We start from the raw sequence: 23,224 nt of genomic DNA on the forward strand, positions 1-23,224 counted from the left end.
CGGACCTCCATTACTGCGCCACGGTGTGCGCCGCGATAAGTTGTTTCAGCTCCGGGATACAGGAGCCACAGTTGGTGCCACATTTCAGCGCCGCCCCGAGGGCGGCGGCTGTCTGGCAGCCTTGATCAATGGCGCGGCGGATCGCCAGTTCGCCCACCCCGAAGCAGCTGCACAGGGTACGACCCTGACTCTCCCCCTGTTCCGGTCGTCCACCCAGCAGCGCATGGCGCTGTTGCGCCGAGCCTGGCGGGAGGCTGAATGCCTGTGCCACAAAAGCGTGGTCGATTTCAGGTAGCCAGGGCGCAGCATAGAACGCCCGTTCCAGTACCCCATCGCGCCAGCCCAGCATATGTCGCTGCTGACCGGCGTGCGCCTGCTGCCATTCCAGCTCATCCATGCCGGGCTGCTGATGCAGCCATGCCGCCGGATCCCCCTGACCAGCCAATACGTAACGTTGCACACCGGACTGCGGCACGCGTGACCAATAATCCAGTTGCTGCGGATCGCATCGCGCACGCTGCCACAGCCACCCCTGCCACTGCGGGCGCAGCGGTTGCAGGCGCACCGCGGTTTGCTTCAGCGCCGGTTGCCCGGAGACCGGACAACTGCGCGCCGCCACCAGGCCATCGACATTGGCCTGGGCACTGAATTGACGCGTCCAGTGCATCGGGATAAACAGTTGGCCGCGTGTCAGGCCGTGATCGATCATCACCCGGCCACACCACCAGCCTAATGTGGATTGCACCCGTGTCAGATCACCCTGCCCCAGCCCGTGAGCGGCGGCATCATGCGGATGGAGCAACACAAAAGGTTCGTCATAATGCTGCATCAAGCGTGTGACGTTACCGGTGCGTGTCATGGTGTGCCATTGATCGCGGATACGCCCGGTATTCATCAGGAGGGGATAGTGGCGGGTGGGTGAACTGAGGATTGGGATGCCCACTGGCAACAAGCGGGCTTTACCATCCGGATGATAAAAGTGGCGCGTGGCGAACAAGCGCGACGAGCCATGCGGTGCGGCGGCATTTACCGGCCATTGTACCGGCGTAAGTTGGTCATACTGCTCACGGCTTAAGGTCGCCAGCGCGCTGATATCAAACGCACGGCTACCGGCGTTTTCAAAACCTGATAACGCCGCATGTTCGACAAAGACTTCATGGGGATGCTGCCAGTCAAAGGCTGCGCCATAACCCAATCGCTGCGCCACCTGTGCCAATAACCACCAGTCCGGTTTCGCCTCCCCGACAGGGGCGACAAAACCGCGCTGGCGCGAGATACGTCGTTCTGAATTGGTCACGGTACCGTTTTTTTCGCCCCAGGCCTGGGCAGGCAACAGCACATCGGCAAAGGCGCTGGTGTCGGTCACGGCACTGACCTCCGAGACGATCACCAACGGACAGCGCCGCAGCGCCTCGGCGACGCGGTTGCCCTCCGGCATCGACACCGCCGGATTGGTACCCATGATCCATACCGCTTTTACCTCGCCACGTTCAATCGCCCGGAACAGATCGACCGCCATCAAACCCGGCTGATGCGCTACACGATCGCTATGCCAAAAACGCCCAAGCCGATCAACCTCTTGCGGACTAAACCCCATATGCGCCGCTAACTGGTTAGCTAAACCGCCCACTTCACGCCCGCCCATCGCATTGGGTTGACCGGTCAACGAAAACGGCCCGCAGCCAGGTCGGCCAATTTTACCGCTCAGCAGATGAACATTGAGGATAGCGTTGTTGTTGTCGCTACCGGTTTGCGATTGGTTGATCCCCATACACCATAAGGTCAGTACCCGGGGTTGGGTGGTGAACAGCTGCCAGAAGGCGAGAATGTCAGCGTCTGCTAACTGGCAGGTATGGGCCACCGCCGCAAGATCCCAGTCAGCACAGGCCGCCAGCGTGCTATCCACGTTGGCAAGATGCGGCAACATTGTCTGATCGATCCCGCCCTGAATCGCCAGCCAGTTAAGCAATCCGGCAAACAGCGCGCCGTCGCTGCCGGGGCGGAGCGCCAGATGCACGTCAGCCAGCTCGCAACTGGCGGTACGACGTGGGTCGATCACCACCAGCTTCATCTCAGGACGCTGCTGTTTCGCCTGTACCAGACGCTGCCACGCCACCGGATGCGCCCAGGCGGCATTCGAACCCACCAGAACCACCACATCGGCCTGCTCAAGATCTTCATAACAACAGGGCACCGCATCAGCACCGAACGCCCGTTTATAGCCCACCACCGCCGACGCCATACACAGCCGCGAATTGGTATCGATATTGGCGGCACCGATAAAGCCTTTCATCAGCTTGTTGGCAACGTAGTAATCCTCGGTCAGCAACTGCCCGGAGGCATAAAACGCCACCGCCTGCGGCCCGTGCTGCGCGATGATCGTCTGCAATTCGCTGGCAACCACATCCAACGCGCGATCGATACTCACCCGCTGCCCCCGCACCTGCGGCCACAACAAACGCCCTTCCTGTCCGAGGGTTTCACCCAACGCCGAACCTTTGACACACAGGCGGCCAAAATTGGCCGGATGCTGACGGTCGCCACTCACTGACCTATCCGCTGCGTCGATCTCAACGCCACAGCCCACGCCACAGTAGGGACAGGTCGTTTTCATGATGCCGCCGCCAGCGCCAACAGCGGCTGATTACCCAACCACACCTGACCGCCTTCCAGACGCACGGGCCAGCAACGCAACTGATGCTGCGGATTATCCAGGCTCTGGCCGTCCCGCAACCGGATGCGTTGTTTATACAAGGGGGAAATCACCACCGGCTCACCGGCTACATCGCCCAGGATGCCACGCGACAACACGCTGGCCTGAGTGCCGGGTTCAATATCTTCCAGGGCATAAACGGTGTCGCCGAAGCGGAACAGGGCCACGCGCTGATTGCCAAGCCGGGCACCCATCCCCGCTGAGGCAGGAATGGCGCTTTGCTCACAAATGGCGCTCCACGGCTCCGCAGGCAGGGTTACACTCGGGATAGTCAGCCTCTCCAGCGGCTGGCGCTGCCCCCGCACCTCGGCGTAATGCAGGGTTTCGTCCGGCTGGTCGCTGTTGATGGTGGCGGTGAACAGCGCCCGACGCGAGGGGTTCTCCAGCGTGGTCTGCCATTCGCACTGATAACGATCGACCACCCACTGCATTTCCTGTTCCAGCGTGGCACCCAGGCCGAGCGAGTCGTCAATCACCACCTGACGCAGATAAGCCAAGCCCCCCTCCATGTTGTCCATCCACACGCTGGTGCGTTGCAGCCTGTCAGCGGTGCGTACATAGAACATCAGAATGCGGTCAACGTAGCGGATCAGCGTGGCATCATCCAAATCGCTGGCAAACAGGTCGGCATGGCGGGGTTTCATTCCCCCGTTGCCGCAAACGTACAGATTCCAGCCCTTATCGGTGGCGATCACCCCAATGTCTTTGCTTTGCGCTTCCGCACATTCACGGGTGCAGCCGGAGACGGCCATTTTGATTTTGTGCGGTGCGCGCAGCCCTTTGTAGCGATGCTCGAGGGCGATGGCAAACGCAGTAGAATCCTGTACGCCATAGCGGCACCAGGTCGATCCCACGCAGGATTTCACCGTGCGCAGTGATTTGCCATAGGCATGGCCGGTTTCAAATCCGGCAGCGATCAGCGCTTCCCAAATCGCCGGAAGCTGATCAAGACGCGCACCAAACAGATCGATGCGCTGACCGCCGGTGATTTTGGTGTAGAGACGGTACTGCGCCGCCACCGCGCCAATCGCCATCAAGCCCTCGGGCGTAATCTCGCCACCGGGCACCCGCGGCACCACTGAATAGGTTCCGTCCTTCTGGATATTGGCAAAGTAGCGATCGTTGGTATCCTGCAACGGCAGATGCGCCGGTTTCAGCAGGTAATCATTCCAGCAGGAGGCTAACAGCGATCCGACCAGCGGCTTGCAAATTTCGCAACCGTGACCACGACCATGCTGTGCCAGCAGTTGGTCGAATGTGGTGATCTCACCCACCCGAATCAGGTGATACAGCTCCTGCCGTGACCAGGCAAAATGTTCACAAATATCCTTCTTCACCTCGACACCCTGGCTGGCAAGTTGATGCTCCATCACCTGCTTCACCAGCGCGCTACAGCCACCGCAGCCGGTCGCGGCTTTGGTGCAGCTTTTCAGCGCAGCCATATCACCACAACCACTTTGCACTGCTGCGCAAATATCCCCTTTGCTGACATTGTGGCAGGAACAGATCTGCGCGCTGTCCGGTAGCGCCGCCACACCCAATGCTTTGCCGGGTGCGCCTGCCAGCTGCGGTAGAATCAGACTTTCCGCTGCTTCCGGCAGCGCCATTTTGTTCAGCATCATCTGCAACAGGCTGGCATAGTCGCTGCTGTCGCCCACCAGCACACCGCCAAGCAGGGTTTTACCGTCGTCGGAAATCACCAACTTTTTGTAGATGCCTTTCGGGTTATCCGTCCACTGATAACTCTGGCTGCCCGGTGTACGTCCATGTGCATCACCAAATGACGCCACCTCAACACCGAGCAACTTGAGTTTGGTGCTCATGTCGGCACCGTTAAATGCGGTTGTCTCTTGCGCTAACTGCCCCGCCAGTACGCGCGCCATCTGGTAGCCTGGCGCCACCAGACCAAAAATTTGTCCCTGCCACAACGCGCACTCGCCGATAGCATAGATGTCGCTGACGCTGGTGGCGCAGCCATCATCAATCACGATGCCTCCACGCTCGCCCATGCTGATGCCCGCCGCCCGTGCCAACGCATCACGCGGGCGGATCCCGGCAGAGAACACCACCAGGTCAGTCGCCAGCAGGCTGCCATCCGCAAAGCGTAACTGCACGCTGCCGTCCGGCTGGTTTTCAATCGCTTCCGTCGCCTTGCTGGTGTGTACCTGTACACCTAACGCGGCAATTTTACCGCGCAGCATCTGCGCGCCGCCGTCATCCAGCTGCACCGCCATCAGCCGTGGCGCAAACTCCACCACATGGGTTTCCAGTCCCAATTGTTTTAACGCATTGGCGGCTTCCAGACCGAGCAGACCGCCGCCAATCACCACGCCGCGCGTTGCCTGCCGGGCGCAATCGGCGATCGCATCCAGATCCGCCAGCGTGCGATAGACAAAACAACGCGGATGGTCACGCCCTGGCAGCGGTGGCACGAAAGGCACCGAGCCGGTCGCCAGCACCAGTTTATCCCATGCCAGTTCGCTGCCGTGGCTATCACGCAAGCTGCGGCGTTGCGTGTCAATCGCCAGCACTTCACAGCCGCAACGCAGCTCAATTCCGTGCTGTTCAAAGAAGTTGTCACTGACTAACGACAGGTCATCAGCGCTCTTGCCGTTGAAATACTCCGTCAGGTGTACGCGGTCATAGGCCATCTGCGGCTCATCACCGTACACCACGATATGGTACTGCTGGTGCAGATCGCGGCTGACCAGTTGTTCGAGAAAATGGTGGCCGACCATACCGTGACCAACCAACGCGAGAATCGGTTTGCTCATCATTACCTTTCCTACAGCGCGAGGCTGCGTCTTGTTATTGTCCAGACCGAACAGCGCATTGAGATCCACCGGTTCGGCCCGCTGAAGTCGGGTCAGTAAACGGGAGGCCAGGGTGCTATCGCCAAACAGCAACACCCCCGCCAGCACGCCGTCGCGTAGAAATAGCCGCCGGTAGTGTCCGGACAGCGGATCGAAACTGGTGAGAGAGGGGGCATCGCGGATGTCTCCGGCGCTGAAGACGTCAATACCGCTGACCTTGAGCCGCGTCCCATTCTCCTGATAGTGGAAATCGTCAATCGGTTGCCCGGCCAGACTGGCCGCCAGGACCAAAGCCTGCGCCAGACAGGGGGCGATCAACCCGAAGGTTTCACCGTCGATTTCACAGCATTCGCCGAGCGCGTACACATCGGGAATGGCGGTATGCAGTTGACGATCGACCTGAATGCCGCGCTGACAAGGCACACCCGCCGCCTGCGCCAGCGCGATTTCCGGCTCCACGCCAATGGCGATCACCACCTGTTGTGCTGCCAGACAGCTACCATCGGTCAGCGTGACCTGCTGCGCATCAATCCGTTGCAACGAGACGCCGAGTCGACAATCGATACCGCGCGCCGTCAGATGTTGTTGCAACAACGCTCCCGCCTGCGCATCGAGCTGGCGATCGAGCAGCCAGCGGCGGTGATGCAGCAGCGTGACATCGCGCCCCAGCAACCGCAGGGCAGCCGCCGCTTCTACCCCCACCAGCCCGCCACCGAGGACCACGACCGGTCCCTGCTGGGCCTGCATCCGCTCCACATCGCGCACGGTGCGGAAACCCAATACGTGCGGGCATGCCATACCGGGTAAGGTCGGCATCCGTGGCTGGGAACCACAGGCAAATACCAGCTTGTCCCAGTGCAGACTGCGCTGGTCGGTATGGAGCTGACGCCCGGCGACATCAACGGAACGCACCTCCTCCCCCGCCAGCAACCTGACTCCGTGTTCCTCGTACCACTCTGGCGTATGGATCAGGGTGTCGGCGAAGGTCTTCTCCCGGCCCAGCACCGGCGACAGCAGCACCCGGTTGTAGTTGCCGTGCGGTTCACGGCCTATCACCGTGATGGCGTAGCGGCCCGGTGCTTGCTGCACCAGAGTTTCCACCATGCGCATACCCGCCATACCGTTGCCGATGACAATCAGTTGCTGCATGCCCGGCTCCTTACGCCACTGCCGTCTGCTTTTCATACAGGAAATGCAGTACCTGCTGGCGCAGATGGTGGTAACGCGGCTCCTCCGCCAGCGCCACACGGGAACGTGGGCGCGGCAGGTCAATCGGCAGAATTTCACCGACGCGCGCCGCCGGACCGTTGGTCATCATCAACACGCGATCGGAGAGCAACACCGCTTCATCGACATCGTGGGTAATCAGCACGATGGTGGTGTTCAGTTCCTGCTGGATACGCATCACGCTGTCCTGAAGATGGGCGCGCGTCAGGGCATCCAGCGCGCCAAAGGGTTCATCCAGCAGCAACACGCGCGGCTTCATTGCCAGCGCCCGGGCAATGCCCACCCGCTGTTTCATGCCACCGGATATTTCTCCAGGACGCTTGTGCAGCGCATGGCTCATCTGTACCCGGCCAAGGTTGTGCTCGATCCACTCCGCCATCTCGCTCCGGTTCATCTTGCCTTTAAACACCTGCTGCACCGCCAGTTCGACGTTCTGATACGCTGTCAGCCACGGCAGCAGCGAATGGTTCTGAAACACCACCGCGCGTTCCGGGCCAGGGCCGGTCACTTCACGGTTGTCGCACAACAGCACGCCGCTGCTCGGGCGCGTCAGACCGGCTATCAGGTTCAGTAAGGTGGATTTGCCACAGCCGGAATGGCCGATCAGGCTGAGGGTTTCCCCCGGATGGATATCGAAGCTGACATTATCAAGCGCGAGGAATTCCCCCTGCGCGGTGGCAAAGCGCTGGCTCACCTGCTGCACACGAATAATTGGATTCATCGTCATGGCTCCTTATTTTTCCCAGCTAAAACGACGGGCCAGTAACATCAACGCCTGTTCGAGCAGCAGCCCGACCACACCGATGATGACAATGGCAATCAGGATGTTTTCCACATTGAGGTTGTTCCACTCATTCCAGATCCAGAAGCCGATCCCCAGACCACCAGTCAGCATCTCGGCAGCGACAATCACCAGCCAGGCGATGCCGATTGAGAGACGAACGCCGGTCAGTACCGCAGGCAGCACCGCCGGAAACAGGATGCGGCGCATCACCGTCCACTCCGAGAGTTGCAGCACCCGCGCCACATTGAGGTAGTCCTGGGGAATGCGCTGCACCCCTTCGGCGGTATTGATCACCATCGGCCAGATCGAGCAGATAAAAATGGTCCAGCTTGAGGCCGGTTCAGCACGCTGGAACAACAGCAAGCCAATCGGCAGCCAGGCGAGTGGGCTGACCGGACGTAGCAGCGCGATAATCGGGTTGAACATGCGTGAGACAAAGGTGAAACGGCCCAGCAGGAACCCTGCCGGAATCCCCACCAGCGCCGCCAGCCCAAAGCCCACCGCCACGCGTTGCAGTGAGGCCAGCACGTTCCAGCCAATACCCTGATCGTTGGGGCCATTGTTGTAGAAGGGATCAGCAAACAAGGTTAATGCCGCCTGCCAGGTGGCCCACGGCGTGGGGAAACCCTTGCTCGACATGGCCGCAATTTGCCATACCAACAGCAGCAACAGGATGCCGCAACTCGCCGGGATCAACCGTTGCAGCAACGGCCGCAGCCTGGGCTGTCGTACGCCGGACCGGCTTTGGGCCTTAAGGGGGATCACCTGTGCCGTGGGGGCAGCGGCGCTGACCGGTGGTGTCAGGGAACGCGCTTCAGATTTCATGGTAATTCCTCTTAACGGTGAATGGCGAAACTGGCGGCATAGGCGGCGGGGTTACTACCGTCCCACACTTTGCCGTCCATCAGGGTGCTGCTGCGCATGGCGTTGGCGGGCACGGTCACGTTCCCCACCGCCGCTGCCGCCTGTTGATAGATGTCGAGTCGGTTGATTTTTTGCGCCACGCCAAGGTAATCCGGGTCAGTTTTCACTAGTCCCCAGCGCTTCATCTGTGTCAGAAACCACATGCCGTCGGAGTAGTACGGGAAGCTGACTTCACCGTCGTGGAAGAAACGCATCGCATGGGCATCCTGCCATTGTTGACCGAGGCCGTTTTGGTACTGGCCGAGCATGCGTCCCTCGAGGGTTTCAGGTTTGGTATTGATCCATGCCCGTCCGGCCAGGGTTTGCGCTGTTTCGCGCCGGTTGTCATCCGATGCATCAATCCAGCGTGCGGCTTCCAGCACCGCAGCAGTCAGGGCGCGGGCGGTGTTGGGATTCTCCGTCACCCATTGCGCGCGGGTGGCGAGGATTTTTTCCGGGTGATCCGGCCAGATTTGCTGGGAGGTGGCGGCAGTGAAGCCGATGTTGTCGCTGATGGCACGTTGGTTCCACGGTTCACCAACACAAAAACCGCTCATATTGCCGATTTTCATGTTCATCACCATCTGCGGTGGCGGCACCACGACGGTACGCACATCCTCAAAGGGATCGATACCGGCATTCGCCAGCCAGTAGTAAAGCCACATGGCGTGGGTGCTGGTGGGAAAGGTATGAGCAAAGGTGTAAGTGCCTTTGGCGCTGCCTGCGATAAAGGTTTTCAGACTGGCTGCATCCGTCACCTTCTGTTCTTTGAGCTGATTCGACAGGGTGATGGCCTGGCCGTTGTTATTCAACGTCATCAGGTTTGCCATGTCATGTTGTGGACCGGCAACGCCCAATTGCAGTCCATAGATCATGCCGTACAACGCGTGGGCCGCATCCAGTTCGCCAGCCGTCAGCTTATCGCGCACCGCCGCCCAGCTCGCCTCTTTGCTGGGTTGCAGACTGATACCGTATTTTTTGTCGAAGCCTTTCACCGCTGCCATCACCACCGGCGCGCAGTCGGTCAGTGGGATAAAACCAACCCGCACAGTGCTTTTCTCCGGCGCATCGCTACCTGCCGCCCAGACGGCATTGCGTAACCCCGGCAGCAGATAACTCCCCCCAACCGCCGCACTGCCCAGCAAAAAATGCCGACGGGAAATCGAAAACTGCGTTCTGCTCATCCGCATCACCCTGAAAAAAAGGAATAAAAAAAGGCGTCCTCCCACATGCAATCGCATGGGGCCGGACGCCTTTATCCAAAGCACTCGTTCTGCCGCCGTTGGCACAACAAATGCGCAATGTCATAAAGATGTTGCAAAGGGTGTGCCAGGATGGCGGAGGGTGAATTTTCAGCTATTTATCAGCATCAGCTCCCGCGCCCCCCCTTGACACGCACCGCGTTGACGCAAAATACGCACATTCTTTGTGCAGATAACTCCAATGGGTTAGACCTTCAATGTGGCGGCGACAGCGAGAATCGCCTGAGCGATCTCAAGGATGCGTTTGTTCTGGTTCATGGCGCTTTTGCGTAGTGTCTGCCAGGCATCCTGCTCGCTGTAACCATGCTGCTGCATCAGCCAGCCTTTGGCCTGATCAATGACTTTTCGTTCATCGAGTGACGCACGCATACTGGCCAGCTCATCGGCCTGTGCCTGCAAACGCTGCGCCTGTTCACGGATGAGCGACAGGACCGAGCGTCCCAGCTGTGGCGCCAGACCGCTGCTGTCCAGCGTGACATCCTGCCCTGCCAGCCAGTTGGCCCCGGCGACATACAAGGTAAAACCTGCTTCATCCGCCAGCAGGGTGGCATTAGCATCGTGTTGCTGCGTTTCGGCCATTGCCCGGCGGCAGCAGCTCATTAAAGCCGCGCTCAGACCATCTTCGACCTGCTTCATATTGTCCAGACGCGCCGTGAGCAAAGAGAACCACTGCAACACGCCGTTATCACCGCAGTGCGCACCGGTACAGGCGATACGGCGCAGACGTTCGACTTCACTGCCCGCATCACTCATCCGACGCCAGCGTTGCAGATTCTGTGCATCGGCAAACTGACTGAAGGTGGCAAAACTTTGCTCCTGGGCTTCGATCAGCGCCTGAACGCGCTGCCGCTGCTCCGGGGTAAATTGCCCGGCAGCAAAGCCCGCTGAGCCGGTTGCCCGTTCCTGACCAGCCAGCTCTTTGCCCTGCATAAAGCTGAACAACGCGATCAGCGCCCGTGAGATATCCGGTTCGCTGGCGGTATCTGCCGCTTCAAACACCAGATTCAATAAGGTGCGAATGATGTGGTTGAAGGCGTCCATCGCCTGCGCATGGGGCAATTGCAGGCTGCGCACCTGCGCCCGCAGCGCCGGCAGCCCTTCCAGCGCCTGTAATGCGGCGGCAATTAACAGACAGAAACGGCTGTAGCCGGGTTGCGCATCTGCCGCCGGTAACACGGAGAGCATGTGACGCTGTTCTGATTGCACATCTTGCGCACGCGCTTCCAGCTCATCACCAAATACGCGTCCGGTTGAGCATAACCAGATATTGCTGACGCCTCTCTCGCGCTGTAACCGATGAATTAACTCACTGATGGCAGTGATCAATTCACCGGTACGCAGTAGCCGTTGCAGGCTGGCAATTTCACTGGCGCGGCTGGCATTCAGGTAATCTACAGCCTGAGTCATCGCATTCTCCTGGCATTCCCCTTTTGAGTAAAAGTCTTAGCAAAAGCCATGCCGGAACTGGATTTGCAACTGGCTGAATCAGGCACGGATATTCTGAAAGTAAGAAAATTGTTTACTGCCGCAATCTTTTTTTATGATAGAAAATAGATTAATCTTATTTACCAATTTTCTTTGGCGCTAACTTGAGCCAAAAGCGGCTACGCAGCCTTAGGCGCTGAATGGCAACAAATAAGTTAAATTGGCTTAACTATCCCTGAAGGTACGCTTTTTTTATCACCGGCAAACAACGCCGTTTTACCCAGTAGCACGGGATTTCCCACGGTGCAATAGTTTGAATTCTCAAAAGTCTTATGTAGACTGACGGGAGCACTATCTTTCTGTAATCTGACTGTTTTTTTGAAGGCATTCTCACTGCATAATCTGGCCGCCTGCGCCTGATTTTCGCCGTAAAGGGCAATGCATTATGCAGTTAATCTGATGAAATTTGAGGATCATGGTGAATAAGAGTCTTGTGCTAACGCTGCTGGCGGTGCTGACTTTGGCAAGTTGCAAAGCACCACCGCCGCCAGTCACAGATGACACCCTGGTAACCAGTGAAGTGAATGGGGTTAAACTGGTTCATCGTCATGCGGTGGCAGCACCTGGCGAATTCACGCCGGTCAATCAGAGCTTCCGGGCGCTCTATGGCGCTTCAATCATGACCACGCCAGATTACAGCGGCAAAGTGGTACGCTACCTGGAGACGGGTAAAACCTTTGAAGTTCTGGGTCGTGTTGAGCATAGCTGGCTGGCGATTGCTGATGAACCCCAGGGCACGCTGATTGGCTACGTGCCGCCGAAAGCAGGCGTAGAGAGCAGCCGCTATGATGCCACCCTGCGTAGTGACCGCCCCCGTCCTCGCCGCAGCAAACAGGTCTGTGTAGACGTGGGGGGCGCCAGCAAAGCGTGCCGCACCAACGATACCGCGACCTGGATCTTAGACTGATCATGAAATCCGGCGCATATTGCCCGCAGAAGCCTTACTCTCTGCGGGCAGAGGGTTCCACTATTGCCTGGAAGAACGAGATTTAATGACTCAGGAAGCCCTGGCACGAGACGTTACCGTCGCGGGCAATGATAACCTGTTATTGACTGCCGCAGCCCCGATCCTCAATGCCGTCGTTCAGATACGGCAGGCCGCCACACACGATGACCCCGCTGGTTTACGTCAGCTGTTGATCGATGAAATTCGTCAGTTTGAACAGCGCTGTAAAATGTCCGGTTTACCTTTCGAGATGATCATTGGCGCACGCTATTGCCTTTGCAGCTTGCTGGATGAAGCGGCAGCACAGACCCCGTGGGGTACGCGCGGCGTCTGGTCAGGTAACGGTATGCTGGTGACATTCCACAACGAAAGCTGGGGCGGCGAGAAGGTGTTCCAGCTGTTATCGCGCATTTCACAAAATCCGCAGCAACATTTGTGGTTGCTGGAAGTGATCCACTACTGCCTGTTGTTAGGCTACGAAGGACGCTATCGCGGTAGCGAAAATGGCCAGGCGCAGTGCGAAATCATTCGGAAACGTTTGGCGCATCTGATTGCAGAAACCCGACCCGATACTGGCGCTGCCAGCGCCCGACTGGTTGAGGTGCATCCGCTGGTGAGCAGCTTATCTCGCCCGATGGTGCCGCTGTGGGCCTGCATCACCCTGGCGGCGCTGGTGGCGTGTCTGATTTATAGCGGTCTGAACTGGCGTCTCGGCAATGCGGCGGAACCGCTGTTACGTGCCATCTACGAAACCCCTTTACCGCAAATCACCCCAGGGCGTCGCCCAACGTCACCGCAGGCATTGCTTGATTTGCATCAGCGTCTCAATGATGTCATCGCGGCGGGGCAACTTGAAGTGAGCGATGGGGCCTTCGGCAGCAAAGTTATCATCCCGGCTGACAAGTTGTTTATCACTGATGGCACCGTGGTCAATCAGGTGGGACGTGCGCTACTGGCGCATGTTGCCAGTGCCATGAAAACCGTGAAGGGCACGGTGCTGGTGTCGGTTTATACCGATAACAGCCCGGTGGATGGCCGTTTTGCTTCCAGTTACGAATTCTCCTTTGCCCGCGCCCGCGCTGTCGCCCAGTTGCTCAATCCGCAACTGGCTGAGGGACATAGCGTGAAGGCGGAGGGCCGTGGTGACAGTAATCCCCTGTTGCCAAACGACAGCAATGAAAATCGCGCCCGCAATCGCCGGGTAGAAATCACCCTGTTTGCGGCACCGGAAACCCTTAGCAATCATCAGGGAGGCCAATGATGCGCGCATCACTTCAGCATTTATTAACGCACCGTCTGCTGTGGAGTTTTATTGGCATCACTGCACTGAGCTGCGTGTTGTGGATTCTCGGCCCACTGTGGAGCTGGGGCGATACCCGACCACTCGAACCCTTATTGCCACGGCAACTGGTAGTGGGATTGCTCTATTTTTGTTGGGTACTGTTCCAGTTTATCCCTGCCATCTGGCGTGCCTGGTTTAACAGCAAACTTTTGACCCGCTTGCAGCAAGTCAGCAGCGAGGAGCTTTCCGATCGCCAGATGACGGAGACGCTGCTGACTCAACGATTTAGCGAAGCAGCCCAACGGCTGAAACGCACCCAATTTGGCCGCCGTCAGCGGCAAGGCTGGTTGGCGCGCTTCCAGAGTCACTATCTCTATCAGCTACCGTGGTACGTCATTATTGGCGCGCCTGGTGCCGGGAAAACCACCGCGTTGCTCAATGCCGGACTGGAGTTTCCCCTCACCGACAGTCTCGGCAATGCCGCTGTACGCGGGGTTGGCGGTACACGTCATTGTGACTGGTGGTTTACGGACAGTGCAGTGCTGATTGATACCGCTGGCCGGTATGCGTTGCAGGAAAGCCAACGGGCACGCGATGCCAGCGAATGGCATAACTTCATCCAGTTGTTGAAGCGTTACCGTACCCGGCAACCCATCAATGGCGTGATCATGACCATCAGCGTGGCCGATCTGCTGACCGACTCCGCCGAAGCACGCCACGCGCAGGCCACCGCGTTACGCCAGCGGATGGTGGAATTGCACCAGCAAACCGGCATCCACTTTCCGGTATACGTGATGGTGACGAAAACCGATCTGTTGAAAGGTTTTATGAGTTTCTATGGTGGCCTGAATAAACAGCAACGCGATGCTATCTGGGGTTTTACCTTTCCCTGGGAACCGGGTAAACCACACAAGGATGACTGGCACCGCAGCTTCAGCCAACAATATCATCTGCTCGAACAGCGCCTGCATCAGCAGCTGGCAGGTGTGATGGCGCAGGATCGCGACCTGACCCAGCGCGCCGATAGCTTCCTGTTTCCACAGGAATTCAGCTCGTTGCGTCCCTTGCTGAACGAGTACCTTGATGTGGTATTTTCCGGCCATCAGGACGCCGTGGCCTGGTCGGCACGCGGCCTGTTTTTCACCAGCGGCACCCAGGAAGGCTTGCCTTTTGATCGCATTATGGGCGAGCTAAACCGCAAACTTCAGTTGCCGCAAGCAGGCCAGCACACCATCGCCGCCTGGGATAGCGTCAATCGCAGCAGCCCAATCCCCGGCACGCGTGGGCAAAGCTTCTTTATTCGCAACCTGTTGAGCGATTTAGTGTTTCGGGAGAGCGGTCTGGCAGGCAGCAACCGTCACTGGGAGTACCGCAATCGCTTGTTCCACTGGATTGGCTATGGCGTGTTGACCGGCGCTTTGCTGCTGCTTTCCTGCCTGTGGCTCGCCAGCTATCTCCAGAATCAGCGCTATCTTGATCAGGTCGCCGCACGTATCGCACCGATCACCCAGCAGAGCCAGCAAGTTATTCATCAGCCTGCGGATAATATTTTTGATCTGCTACCCTTCTTAAATAATCTGGTGAAGTTGCCGCTTTCGGATCGCTTTTCCCTCGATAATCCTCCGCTAACCATGCGTGTCGGCTTGTATCGCGGTAATCAGGTAAGCGATGCAGCTTGGGTGCTTTATCAAAACGCCCTTAAGTCTTTATTACTGCCGCGCGTGGCCCAGCAGATCACCAATCTGCTGCGCGACGATCCCGGTACTGATAATGAATACAGCCGTAATGCGCTCCGGGCCTATCAGATGCTGTATCAGCCACGCAATTATGATGGCGAGTTTTTGCGTGGCTGGCTGATGCAAAATCTGCAACGCACCCTGCCGGATAACGTCAGTGCACGCGATTTACAGCAGCTGGACTGGCACCTCAGTCAATTGCTGGATCAGCAGATTCAGTCTTCGCCTTATGCCCGCGACAACGCACTGATGATGCGTAAGCTTGCGGAAAATCTGAAAAATGCCGGTCAGAACGGCAATACGCTGACGCTCGCACCGTTAAACGCTGCACAGCGATTGACCGGACACAGTGAGTAATGGTGAGGTAATGATGGCGACACATACCGCCCCTGGCTGGTACGGGAAGTTGCCGACAACCGGTGATTTCCTGCGCCAGCGACTCAGTGAGAATAGCGTGACATCCTGGAGCCATTGGTTTCAGCAAGGTTTACTGCATTGGCATCAGCAGGAGAATGCCACGACCCAGCACTTTCTGGCGGCACCGGTGTGGAATTTTGTTTTACCGATTTCACCGTTGCGCCCCCAGGTACAAATGGGTTGCCTGCTGCCCTCCTGTGACCGTGTCGGGCGCGCCTGGCCGTTGCTGGCGTTGCGCAGTTTTCCCGTGAGCCAGTGGCATCCTGCGCAACTGGCGCTCTCTGGCGACTGGTATCAGGAACTGGGGATGACGTTGTTGCGTGCAGTGCGGGATGCCCAGACCGCAGACATGCTGGAACTGGCTATACAACAGATGTCACCGTTGCTGGTCCCGGAAAAACGTCGTACCGACATCATGGACGTGATCGGCTTCGCTGACCTGCCCAGCTCGTTAAGCTGGCGTGAAGTGGCCGACCATTTTGATCCCCACGAGCATATCAGCTACTGGTGGAGTAACCGCAGTGACGGTTTTGCACACGCCACACATAAACACAGTGGCCCGCTCACCGCGCAGCTTTTTGCATTATTGTTTAACCCGGCGTCAGGTGCGCAGCCGGGACGTAACGGCCTCTATCCGCCCATGTTCGAATAGACCGCGACGTTTGCCCTCTGTAAACGGGAAGACTCATGGAATTTACCATTGTGCAGTGCAATACGGATGTGCCGGCAAAAACGGTGGCCTTCAAGCCGCCAGGCGGCACCATCGGCCGTAGTCAGGATAATGATCTGGTGCTGCCGGATGAATCGCGAGCCATTTCTCGCCTACAGGCACTGGTACATCTGTCGCCCGAAGGCGAATGCCGTTTGACCAACCAGGGCAGCGTCACCTCCGTGGTGCTGAATGGCGTGCCATTGCCACGCGGTGCGCAAGCGTCATTGCAACATGGTGATGCGTTAACGATTGGAGAATACGGGCTCGAGGTACGCGACCCGGCACGCACCACGGCGCAAAAAGACGATCCACTGGCGTTTTTTTCCCCGGCAGAAAGTGACCCGCTTGGCATGCTGGAGAGCATCCAGCATGTCATCCCTGAACCCGCAGCGCCGCGCCCTGAACGTCATAATGATGCACGCCTGGCGATCGACCCACAGGAGAGTTCACCCGCCCTGCCCACGGTGCTGCCCGGTACGGACCAGGATAAGCTGATTATCGCGTTGCTGGAAGGAATGGGGCTGAACAACGGCCATCAAACGCCCATGAACGAAGAACAGATGCGCATCACCGGACGGATGCTGAGTCTGTTTTCGCAGGGCACAGTCGCGCTTCTCTCCTCGCGATCGATTCTGAAACGCGGTGTCAAAGCCGATATGACGATGATCCTCAACGAGGCCAATAACCCCTTCAAAATCCTTCCTTCTGGCAAAACGGTGCTGATGCAGATGTACCAAAGCCAGATGCCGGGCTTTATGCCGCCAGAAACTGCCGTGCGTGATGCCCTGGTGGATTTACAGGCCCATCAATTAGGGATGATTGCCGGTATTCGCGCCATCATCGCGGCGATGCTGCAATCATTCAATCCCCAGCGGCTGGAAGATCAGGCACGACAAGATGGCGTCATGCCAAAAATGCCGTTTGCGAATACACGTAAGGCCGCGCTATGGGACCATTTTTCCCGTCATTATCAACGCACAGCTGGCGAGATTGAGGATGACTTCCACACCCTGTTCGGTGAAGCCTTTCTGCACGCCTACGATATGGAAGTTAACCAGTACAAAGATTCACAGACGCGGACGGAAGACTCATGAAGATGATGTTTGCCAGCCGCTGCCAGCAAGGTATGCGCGATGAAAATCAGGATCGTACCGGTGCGCAACTGGACGATCGCAAGGCTTGTTTTGTGGTGTGTGATGGCGTGGCGGGCCTGCCGGGCGGAGATCGGGCGGCACAACTGGTACGTGATACCCTGCTCGACGCAGTACAACAAGATGCGGCCTTCACACCAGCGGTGACTGCCGAGGCAATCAAACTTTGCCAGCGCGTGCTGCTGGAGGAACAGGGAAAGAATCCGAATTTTTCCCGCATGAGCACCACGCTGGCCGCGCTATTTATTGATCGGGAAAAACAACGGGCATGGTGGGCGCACGCTGGTGATAGCCGGGTTTATCACTTTCGCCACGGTTCTCTTTTTCAGGTAACACGCGATCATAGTCTGGCCCAACAATTGCGTGAGGCTGGCTATGAAAATACCGGCATTAACAGTAATTTACTCTATAATGCGCTCGGCGTTGAACCGGCGCGTCCGGCCACTTTTAGCGAGGTAATTGCGCTGGAAGATGGCGATGCCTTTCTGGTCTGTACCGACGGATTCTGGCTCAACCTGACGACTGACGAAATGGAACAGGCCCTGCGCATGGTCAATGCCTGCGAAGAGTGGCTGGCATTGATGGAACAAGCCGTTAACCGCAGCGTAAAAAGCGACAATCTGAGTGCTCTGGCGATCTGGATTGGTGAGCCACAGGAAGCAACGCTGCTTTATTCCCAGGCCGATGCGGCACGTTTTCTGCCGTCACGTTATTGATTCCAAGGATTCATATGAAATTGTGGTTGTCGGGCTTAGCGACGCTGCTGCTGGCCCTGAATGCACAGGCTGAAGATTATCGGGTGGTGTACTCCCCGAGCCTCGCGCTGGAAGTGTATATCGATGACGTGGCAAGTAACGCCCCAAACGACTGGTGTAAAGAGACACTACCGCTGCGTATTGTCTCCGGCAAAGGCACCGACTCCAGCGTGCTCACCAGCTTTTTGCCGCGTGTCGGCACGCTGCTGGCGAATCAGTGCGGCACACTGGATGTGATTCCCTGGCAGATGACCGACAAAGATGGCAACGTGCTGGCTAACGGCAGCGCCACCAAATTACAGAACTGGCGGCCTATTGTGCTGAATGATGCCACCGCCAATGCCAGCGCCAACAATGCTGCTCCTCTCGATTTATCACGCCCGGCAGACAGCAGCCCACTGCAACAATTTGCCTTGCCGGGTGGCTGTCATTTCCGCACCTGGTGGGATGATAAAGGCGCATCGCTGTTTATCCCTGAAATGACGCAGCAGCATTGCTCGTCTGAAGGTTGGCTGGAAGGCAGCAGCGAGCTGACCCAGGTGATCAACGGCCAGCCGCAGCAGTTGGCGGTCAATTTTTACCAGGGTTATCCGATCGCCAATCTCAATGTCAGCGGCCCACCGTTACAGGTGATCGCCGTCAATAACCAACGCATGATCGTGACGCGCCCGGATGCTGCCGACAGCTGGCTGGTGCTGCCCTTCGATGCCAAACAGCACCTCTGGCGTTTTAACGGAACGCTGTTGGTCAAAATGGACAAGACCACGGGACAGGATGCCGATGTGGTTAAAAAACGCGTTGAAACTTTACGTGGCGTCTGGTCGCCGCAGTTTATGCCACAGCAAAAAGTGACTGTGTTACTGATTGACACCCTGCATGCGGATCTCGCGGATCCTGCCATTGGTGCCTGGCGTAACATTAATTAATAGCGGCCGTTGCCCGTGTATTTCCCGGGCGGGCTACAGGACGTGTTCAGAGAGTTCACTATGTCGGCAAACGATAATCTAAAGATACCTAACGCCCTGCCTGCGGGTTACCGGTTCAATGAGTTCGAAATTAAAGATGTGATTGGCGGCGGTGGTTTTGGCATTGTCTACCGCGCCTGGGATCATCAACTGGAACGAACCATCGCCATTAAGGAATATATGCCGGTGTCGCTGGCGGTGCGCGCTGCCGATCTGTCGCTGGAACTGCGTGGCGAACGTTTTCAAAAATTGTTCAACGCCGGTCGCAACAGTTTTATTCAGGAGGCTCGCCTGCTGGCGCGCTTTAATCATCCTGGCCTGCTACACGTTCTGCGTTTTTGGGAAGAAAATGGCACTGCCTATATGGGCACGCTCTATTACAGCGGGATGACGCTTAAAGAGTGGCAAGTCACCAGCCCGGAAAGCATCGATGAAGCCTGGATCCGCCGACTGTTACCACCGCTGTTTGGCGCGATCAATACCATTCACCAGGCGGGTTATCTGCATCGCGATATCTCCCTGGACAACATCCAGATTCAGGAAAATCAGCTGCCGGTGCTGCTCGATTTCGGCTCCGCACGCAAGGAGATTGGTAATCTCTCCGACGAAACCGAAATCATGCTGAAGCCGGGCTTCGCACCGATCGAGCAATACAGTGAAGAAGGTGAAGGCGAACAAGGTCCCTGGACGGATATCTATGCGCTGGGCGCGGTGTTGCACAATCTGATCACCGGCTATGCGCCCCCGGTTTCCGTAGTACGCTGCATTGAAGACAACTATCAGCCGCTGGTTGAACGTAAACCTGAAGGTTATTCGTTGCCACTGCTGCATGCGATTGATTGTGCGCTGGCGATGAAGCCAGCAGATCGGCCACAGACCATTGATGCGTTTGCCAGCCTGATCGATCTGCCGGTGAGCGATGTGGAAGCCTTGGTTACCCAGATTACCCCGTTTAACGACACGCCCATCGAGCCAGAAGTACCGATTAGCGTACCCGAACCACAGGTAATGGCCGTTAACCACGCGGCTGCGGTTATTGAACCGGTCACCCCGCGCAATGTACGTCTTTTGTCACCCGGTCTGCTGGCCGTCGCTGCGGTGGCTATTCTGGCGGTGATCGTTGCCGTGTGGAAGGTCAACCATCGCAGCGCTGAACCAGAAATAGCCGCCTCAAATGCCGCAGCCTCCGCTGACGCCAGCAAATCTGCCAGCAGTACGCCGGTGTTGGCAACCCTTTATCTGCGGTTGCAGGACGGGGAAAATATTGTGGTGAATGGTAAAGCGCAGAATGTGAAACCCGCCAGTAACGGCTTTGCGTCATTGAGTCTGGCGGCAGGTCAGTATCATATTGAAGTGCACAACGGTAACCAGGTTCACAGTCAGTCACTGACGATTGATAAACCTGGCACCTGGCTGATTAATCCCGGTAATTAAGAGGATACCCGCGCTGTGCACTGTTGCAGCGCTCTGACCTGGGTAGCCAGAACCGTCAGGCCCTCTTCCTGCATGCCGCGTTTTGCCAGCTCCTGCTCCAGCGAGAACAGATATTGCGCATTGGTGCCCAGCGGACCGCTGGCCTGGGCAATTAATGGCGCAATGGTGCCCGGACAGGAGTCTGCTTCAAACAACGGATGACGCGGGTCCATGATAAATACCAGCGCCGACACCCTGCGATCATCATCCAGCTTCAGTTCGCACCAGGTAGGCAGATAGCAACCGGTGATCATTTCCCGCTTCCACAGCAATTCCAGCTCGTCATGCAGACGCACTTCGGGCAGACGAAACGCCAGGCCGCTGGTGCTGCCACCCTCTTTCAACGCGAGCATACGTCCGGGATGCGTTGCCGTTCCACGCCCGGCAATTAACCGCAGGCAGAATGCCCGGTGCCAGCCATCAAGTTGACCAGAAGCGACTTCTTCCGCCTCAAACACCGGGTTCCACATCAGCGAGCCATAACCAAAAATCCATACCGGACTGTGGTCAGGACGGCAGGCAAGCGTGGCGGCAAGCGAAGCAGCTCGCTGTTCGCAACTCCACAGCAACGTCTCTTCGATATCACCGAATGAGGTTTTACAATCTGCTTTTAATAAGAATTCCCGGGTTAGCAATGCGACCTCCTCAACTGCCCTGACATCCTGTCGGTTTAGCTCCTGAGATACTGATTTCGTCACAGCGGATGCTGATGCACCGCCTTATCAGAAGACATTAATGCATTTGTCACAATTTTTTCAAGGTTGATGCCGATCACAAAGGGTAAATTGCCCGTAAATAGCATCGGCTGCCTGGCATGAAACTTGACCGGGGGAGACAGGAAGTGTGAAGCGGGCCGCAATGGCCCGCAGGGATCAGTGTTTAGGGTGCCACTTGTTATCGTCGCCTTTTTGATAATCTTTTTTGACCGCAGCCCAGGCAACTTTGTGGGCCACTTTTTCGCGCGAGTCGTTACCGAAGCGATCATCCTCATCACGGTATTCATCCCAGGCGCTGTTAAATGCTTTCTGGTAGATTTTTTGCGCATGCGCCGGTAGTACGTGGCGTACACTGTCAGGTAGTTCATGTGTTGATGAGTAAGGCATAAATCCTCCTTTTCTAACCACAGGGTAAGTCTGGAACAGATAGTAAAAAACGCAAATCATCACTTTTATCGCGTTAAAGGAATTAAAAGTTCATAACCAGCATTTACTCAAACCAAAACGTAAAAAAAACGCCATATTTCCAGATTAAGATGAGAATCAACAATGATTAACGTAATGAAAATAATGAAATGAAGAGAAATAACCGGGTTTTTTTAGTGATGAGATTTATTTTTTCTTCTAAAGTAAATAATCGTAAAAACCCGGCACCGAACGTGATGAAAAGTTACACTGCGCAACGCTGTAAAAGTAAGTATATTTATCAGGCACTGACTGCCTGATTTTATTCTTTTTTCGGAGAGGATGGCGAATGGCTGTACATGAGAAAACCCGTCACACTGAATATTCCCTGATTTTCCCCATCGTCGCACTGGGCGTACTGAGTTTTTTTGGTGCACAAACCAGCCTGCCAGTGGTGATTGGCATTAATTTGCTGGCCCTGGTGGCCATTCTGAGTAGTGCGTTCAGCGTGGTACGCCATGCCGATGTGCTGGCGCACCGACTGGGTGAGCCTTATGGTTCGCTGATACTCAGCCTTTCCGTGGTGATCCTTGAGGTCAGCCTGATATCGGCGCTGATGGCAACCGGCGACGCCGCTCCCGCATTGATGCGCGATACCCTGTATTCGATCATTATGATTGTTACCGCCGGGCTGGTGGGATTTGCCCTGCTGCTGGGTGGACGCAAATTCGCAACGCAATACGTCAATCTGGTGGGGGTGAAGCAATACCTGATCGCCATTTTCCCACTCGCCATCCTGGTGCTGGTGTTCCCGAATGCGTTGCCCGGCGGCAATTTTTCAACTGCACAGGCTTTGCTGATTGCGGCGATTTCTGCCGCAATGTACGGCGTGTTTCTGTTGATTCAGACCAAAACGCATCAAAACCTGTTTGTCTACGAACACGAGGATGAGAGCGATGATGGCGACCCGCACCACGGAAAACCTTCAGCGCACAGCTCGTTATGGCATACCGCCTGGCTGATTGTGCATCTGATTGCGGTTATCAGTGTAACCAAGATGAATGCCAACACGCTGGAGCATCTGTTAACCGAATTAAACGCACCGCAGCAGTTTACTGGCTTTCTTGTGGCATTGCTGATCCTGTCACCGGAAGGACTGGGGGCGATTAAAGCGGTGCTGATGAACCAGGTGCAGCGTGCGATGAACCTGTTTTTCGGTTCAGTACTGGCCACCATTTCACTGACCGTACCGGCGGTAACCATTATAGCCACGCTGACCGGGCAGCAACTGGTGTTCGGTCTGGAACCACCGCATATGGTGGTGATGAGTGCGGTGCTGATCCTGTGCCATATTTCATTTTCCACCGGACGAACCAATGTGTTGAATGGCGCGGCGCACCTGGCGTTGTTTGTCGGCTATTTGATGACGATTATGCTGTAGCGGTGCGATTCATCGCACGCCTTTAACGCTATCGGTAA

At 56.8% G+C, this 23,224-nt stretch carries 17 protein-coding genes; 9 read left to right on the forward strand and 8 right to left on the reverse strand.

Annotated features, from left to right (window positions below):
• Positions 1-10: 10 nt before the first annotated feature.
• The 6 genes from AC6I8T_RS12120 to AC6I8T_RS12145 form a co-directional block, all read right to left on the reverse strand.
• Positions 11-2,614, reverse strand: a complete 2,604-nt coding sequence (locus AC6I8T_RS12120; protein WP_208724146.1) for a nitrate reductase — start codon at positions 2,612-2,614, stop codon at positions 11-13.
• The gene (nirB, locus tag AC6I8T_RS12125) at positions 2,611-6,675 is read right to left on the reverse strand and encodes a nitrite reductase large subunit NirB (RefSeq protein WP_497833901.1); all 4,065 of its coding nucleotides are present in this window, start codon (positions 6,673-6,675) and stop codon (positions 2,611-2,613) included. The genes AC6I8T_RS12120 and nirB overlap by 4 nt, the downstream gene beginning before the upstream one ends.
• Positions 6,676-6,685: 10 nt before the next feature.
• Positions 6,686-7,474 carry an ABC transporter ATP-binding protein gene (locus AC6I8T_RS12130; RefSeq protein WP_208724144.1) on the reverse strand — a complete coding sequence of 263 codons (789 nt, stop codon included), beginning with the start codon at positions 7,472-7,474 and terminating at the stop codon, positions 6,686-6,688.
• A 12-nt stretch (positions 7,475-7,486) separates the two neighbouring features.
• Positions 7,487-8,362, reverse strand: coding sequence for a nitrate ABC transporter permease (ntrB, locus tag AC6I8T_RS12135; protein WP_208724143.1), 876 nt, complete (start codon positions 8,360-8,362; stop codon positions 7,487-7,489).
• Between the two features lie 11 nt (positions 8,363-8,373).
• Positions 8,374-9,624: a CmpA/NrtA family ABC transporter substrate-binding protein gene (locus AC6I8T_RS12140; RefSeq protein WP_208724142.1), complete on the reverse strand. Its 1,251-nt coding sequence runs from the start codon at positions 9,622-9,624 to the stop codon at positions 8,374-8,376.
• 264 nt (positions 9,625-9,888) lie between these two features.
• Positions 9,889-11,109, reverse strand: coding sequence for a nitrate regulatory protein (locus tag AC6I8T_RS12145; protein WP_208724141.1), 1,221 nt, complete (start codon positions 11,107-11,109; stop codon positions 9,889-9,891).
• Between the two features lie 493 nt (positions 11,110-11,602).
• On the opposite strand from AC6I8T_RS12145, the gene AC6I8T_RS12150 reads away from it, so the two are divergent.
• The 8 genes from AC6I8T_RS12150 (at position 11,603) to AC6I8T_RS12185 (ending at position 20,585) form a co-directional block, all read left to right on the forward strand.
• Positions 11,603-12,094 (forward strand): SH3 domain-containing protein, encoded by a 492-nt coding sequence (locus AC6I8T_RS12150; protein ID WP_200864649.1) that lies wholly within the window; start codon positions 11,603-11,605, stop codon positions 12,092-12,094.
• An 85-nt stretch (positions 12,095-12,179) separates the two neighbouring features.
• A complete protein-coding gene (icmH, locus tag AC6I8T_RS12155; RefSeq protein WP_021182931.1) occupies positions 12,180-13,394 on the forward strand; it encodes a type IVB secretion system protein IcmH/DotU in 1,215 nt (404 codons plus the stop codon).
• Entirely contained in the window at positions 13,394-15,508 is a 2,115-nt protein-coding gene (gene tssM, locus AC6I8T_RS12160) for a type VI secretion system membrane subunit TssM (protein WP_036625092.1), read from the forward strand. The genes icmH and tssM overlap by 1 nt, the downstream gene beginning before the upstream one ends.
• 13 nt (positions 15,509-15,521) lie before the next feature.
• Positions 15,522-16,220, forward strand: coding sequence for a type VI secretion system-associated protein TagF (gene tagF, locus AC6I8T_RS12165; protein ID WP_208725578.1), 699 nt, complete (start codon positions 15,522-15,524; stop codon positions 16,218-16,220).
• 35 nt (positions 16,221-16,255) lie between these two features.
• Positions 16,256-17,374 (forward strand): type VI secretion system-associated FHA domain protein TagH, encoded by a 1,119-nt coding sequence (gene tagH / locus AC6I8T_RS12170; protein WP_021182928.1) that lies wholly within the window; start codon positions 16,256-16,258, stop codon positions 17,372-17,374.
• Complete coding sequence (locus AC6I8T_RS12175) at positions 17,371-18,147, forward strand: PP2C family protein-serine/threonine phosphatase (RefSeq protein WP_021182927.1); 777 nt, start codon at positions 17,371-17,373, stop codon at positions 18,145-18,147. The genes tagH and AC6I8T_RS12175 overlap by 4 nt, the downstream gene beginning before the upstream one ends.
• Before the next feature lie 14 nt (positions 18,148-18,161).
• The gene (locus AC6I8T_RS12180) at positions 18,162-19,112 is read left to right on the forward strand and encodes a hypothetical protein (RefSeq protein ID WP_021182926.1); all 951 of its coding nucleotides are present in this window, start codon (positions 18,162-18,164) and stop codon (positions 19,110-19,112) included.
• Positions 19,113-19,172: 60 nt separating this feature from the next.
• Positions 19,173-20,585, forward strand: coding sequence for a serine/threonine protein kinase (locus AC6I8T_RS12185; RefSeq protein WP_497833902.1), 1,413 nt, complete (start codon positions 19,173-19,175; stop codon positions 20,583-20,585).
• Here the strand turns inward: AC6I8T_RS12185 and AC6I8T_RS12190 are convergent.
• Together AC6I8T_RS12190 and chaB are read right to left on the reverse strand one after the other, a co-directional pair.
• Positions 20,582-21,259 carry a gamma-glutamylcyclotransferase gene (locus tag AC6I8T_RS12190; RefSeq protein WP_208724139.1) on the reverse strand — a complete coding sequence of 226 codons (678 nt, stop codon included), beginning with the start codon at positions 21,257-21,259 and terminating at the stop codon, positions 20,582-20,584. The two genes, AC6I8T_RS12185 and AC6I8T_RS12190, sit on opposite strands and share 4 nt — an antisense overlap.
• 237 nt (positions 21,260-21,496) lie before the next feature.
• Complete coding sequence (chaB, locus tag AC6I8T_RS12195; RefSeq protein WP_021182922.1) at positions 21,497-21,727, reverse strand: putative cation transport regulator ChaB; 231 nt, start codon at positions 21,725-21,727, stop codon at positions 21,497-21,499.
• A 367-nt stretch (positions 21,728-22,094) separates the two neighbouring features.
• Between chaB and chaA the strand changes: the two genes are divergently transcribed.
• Entirely contained in the window at positions 22,095-23,186 is a 1,092-nt protein-coding gene (gene chaA / locus AC6I8T_RS12200; protein WP_021182920.1) for a sodium-potassium/proton antiporter ChaA, read from the forward strand.
• The last annotated feature ends 38 nt before the right edge of the window (positions 23,187-23,224 follow it).

This window comes from Pantoea sp. X-Soil-OKNW-556, from assembly GCF_059730695.1.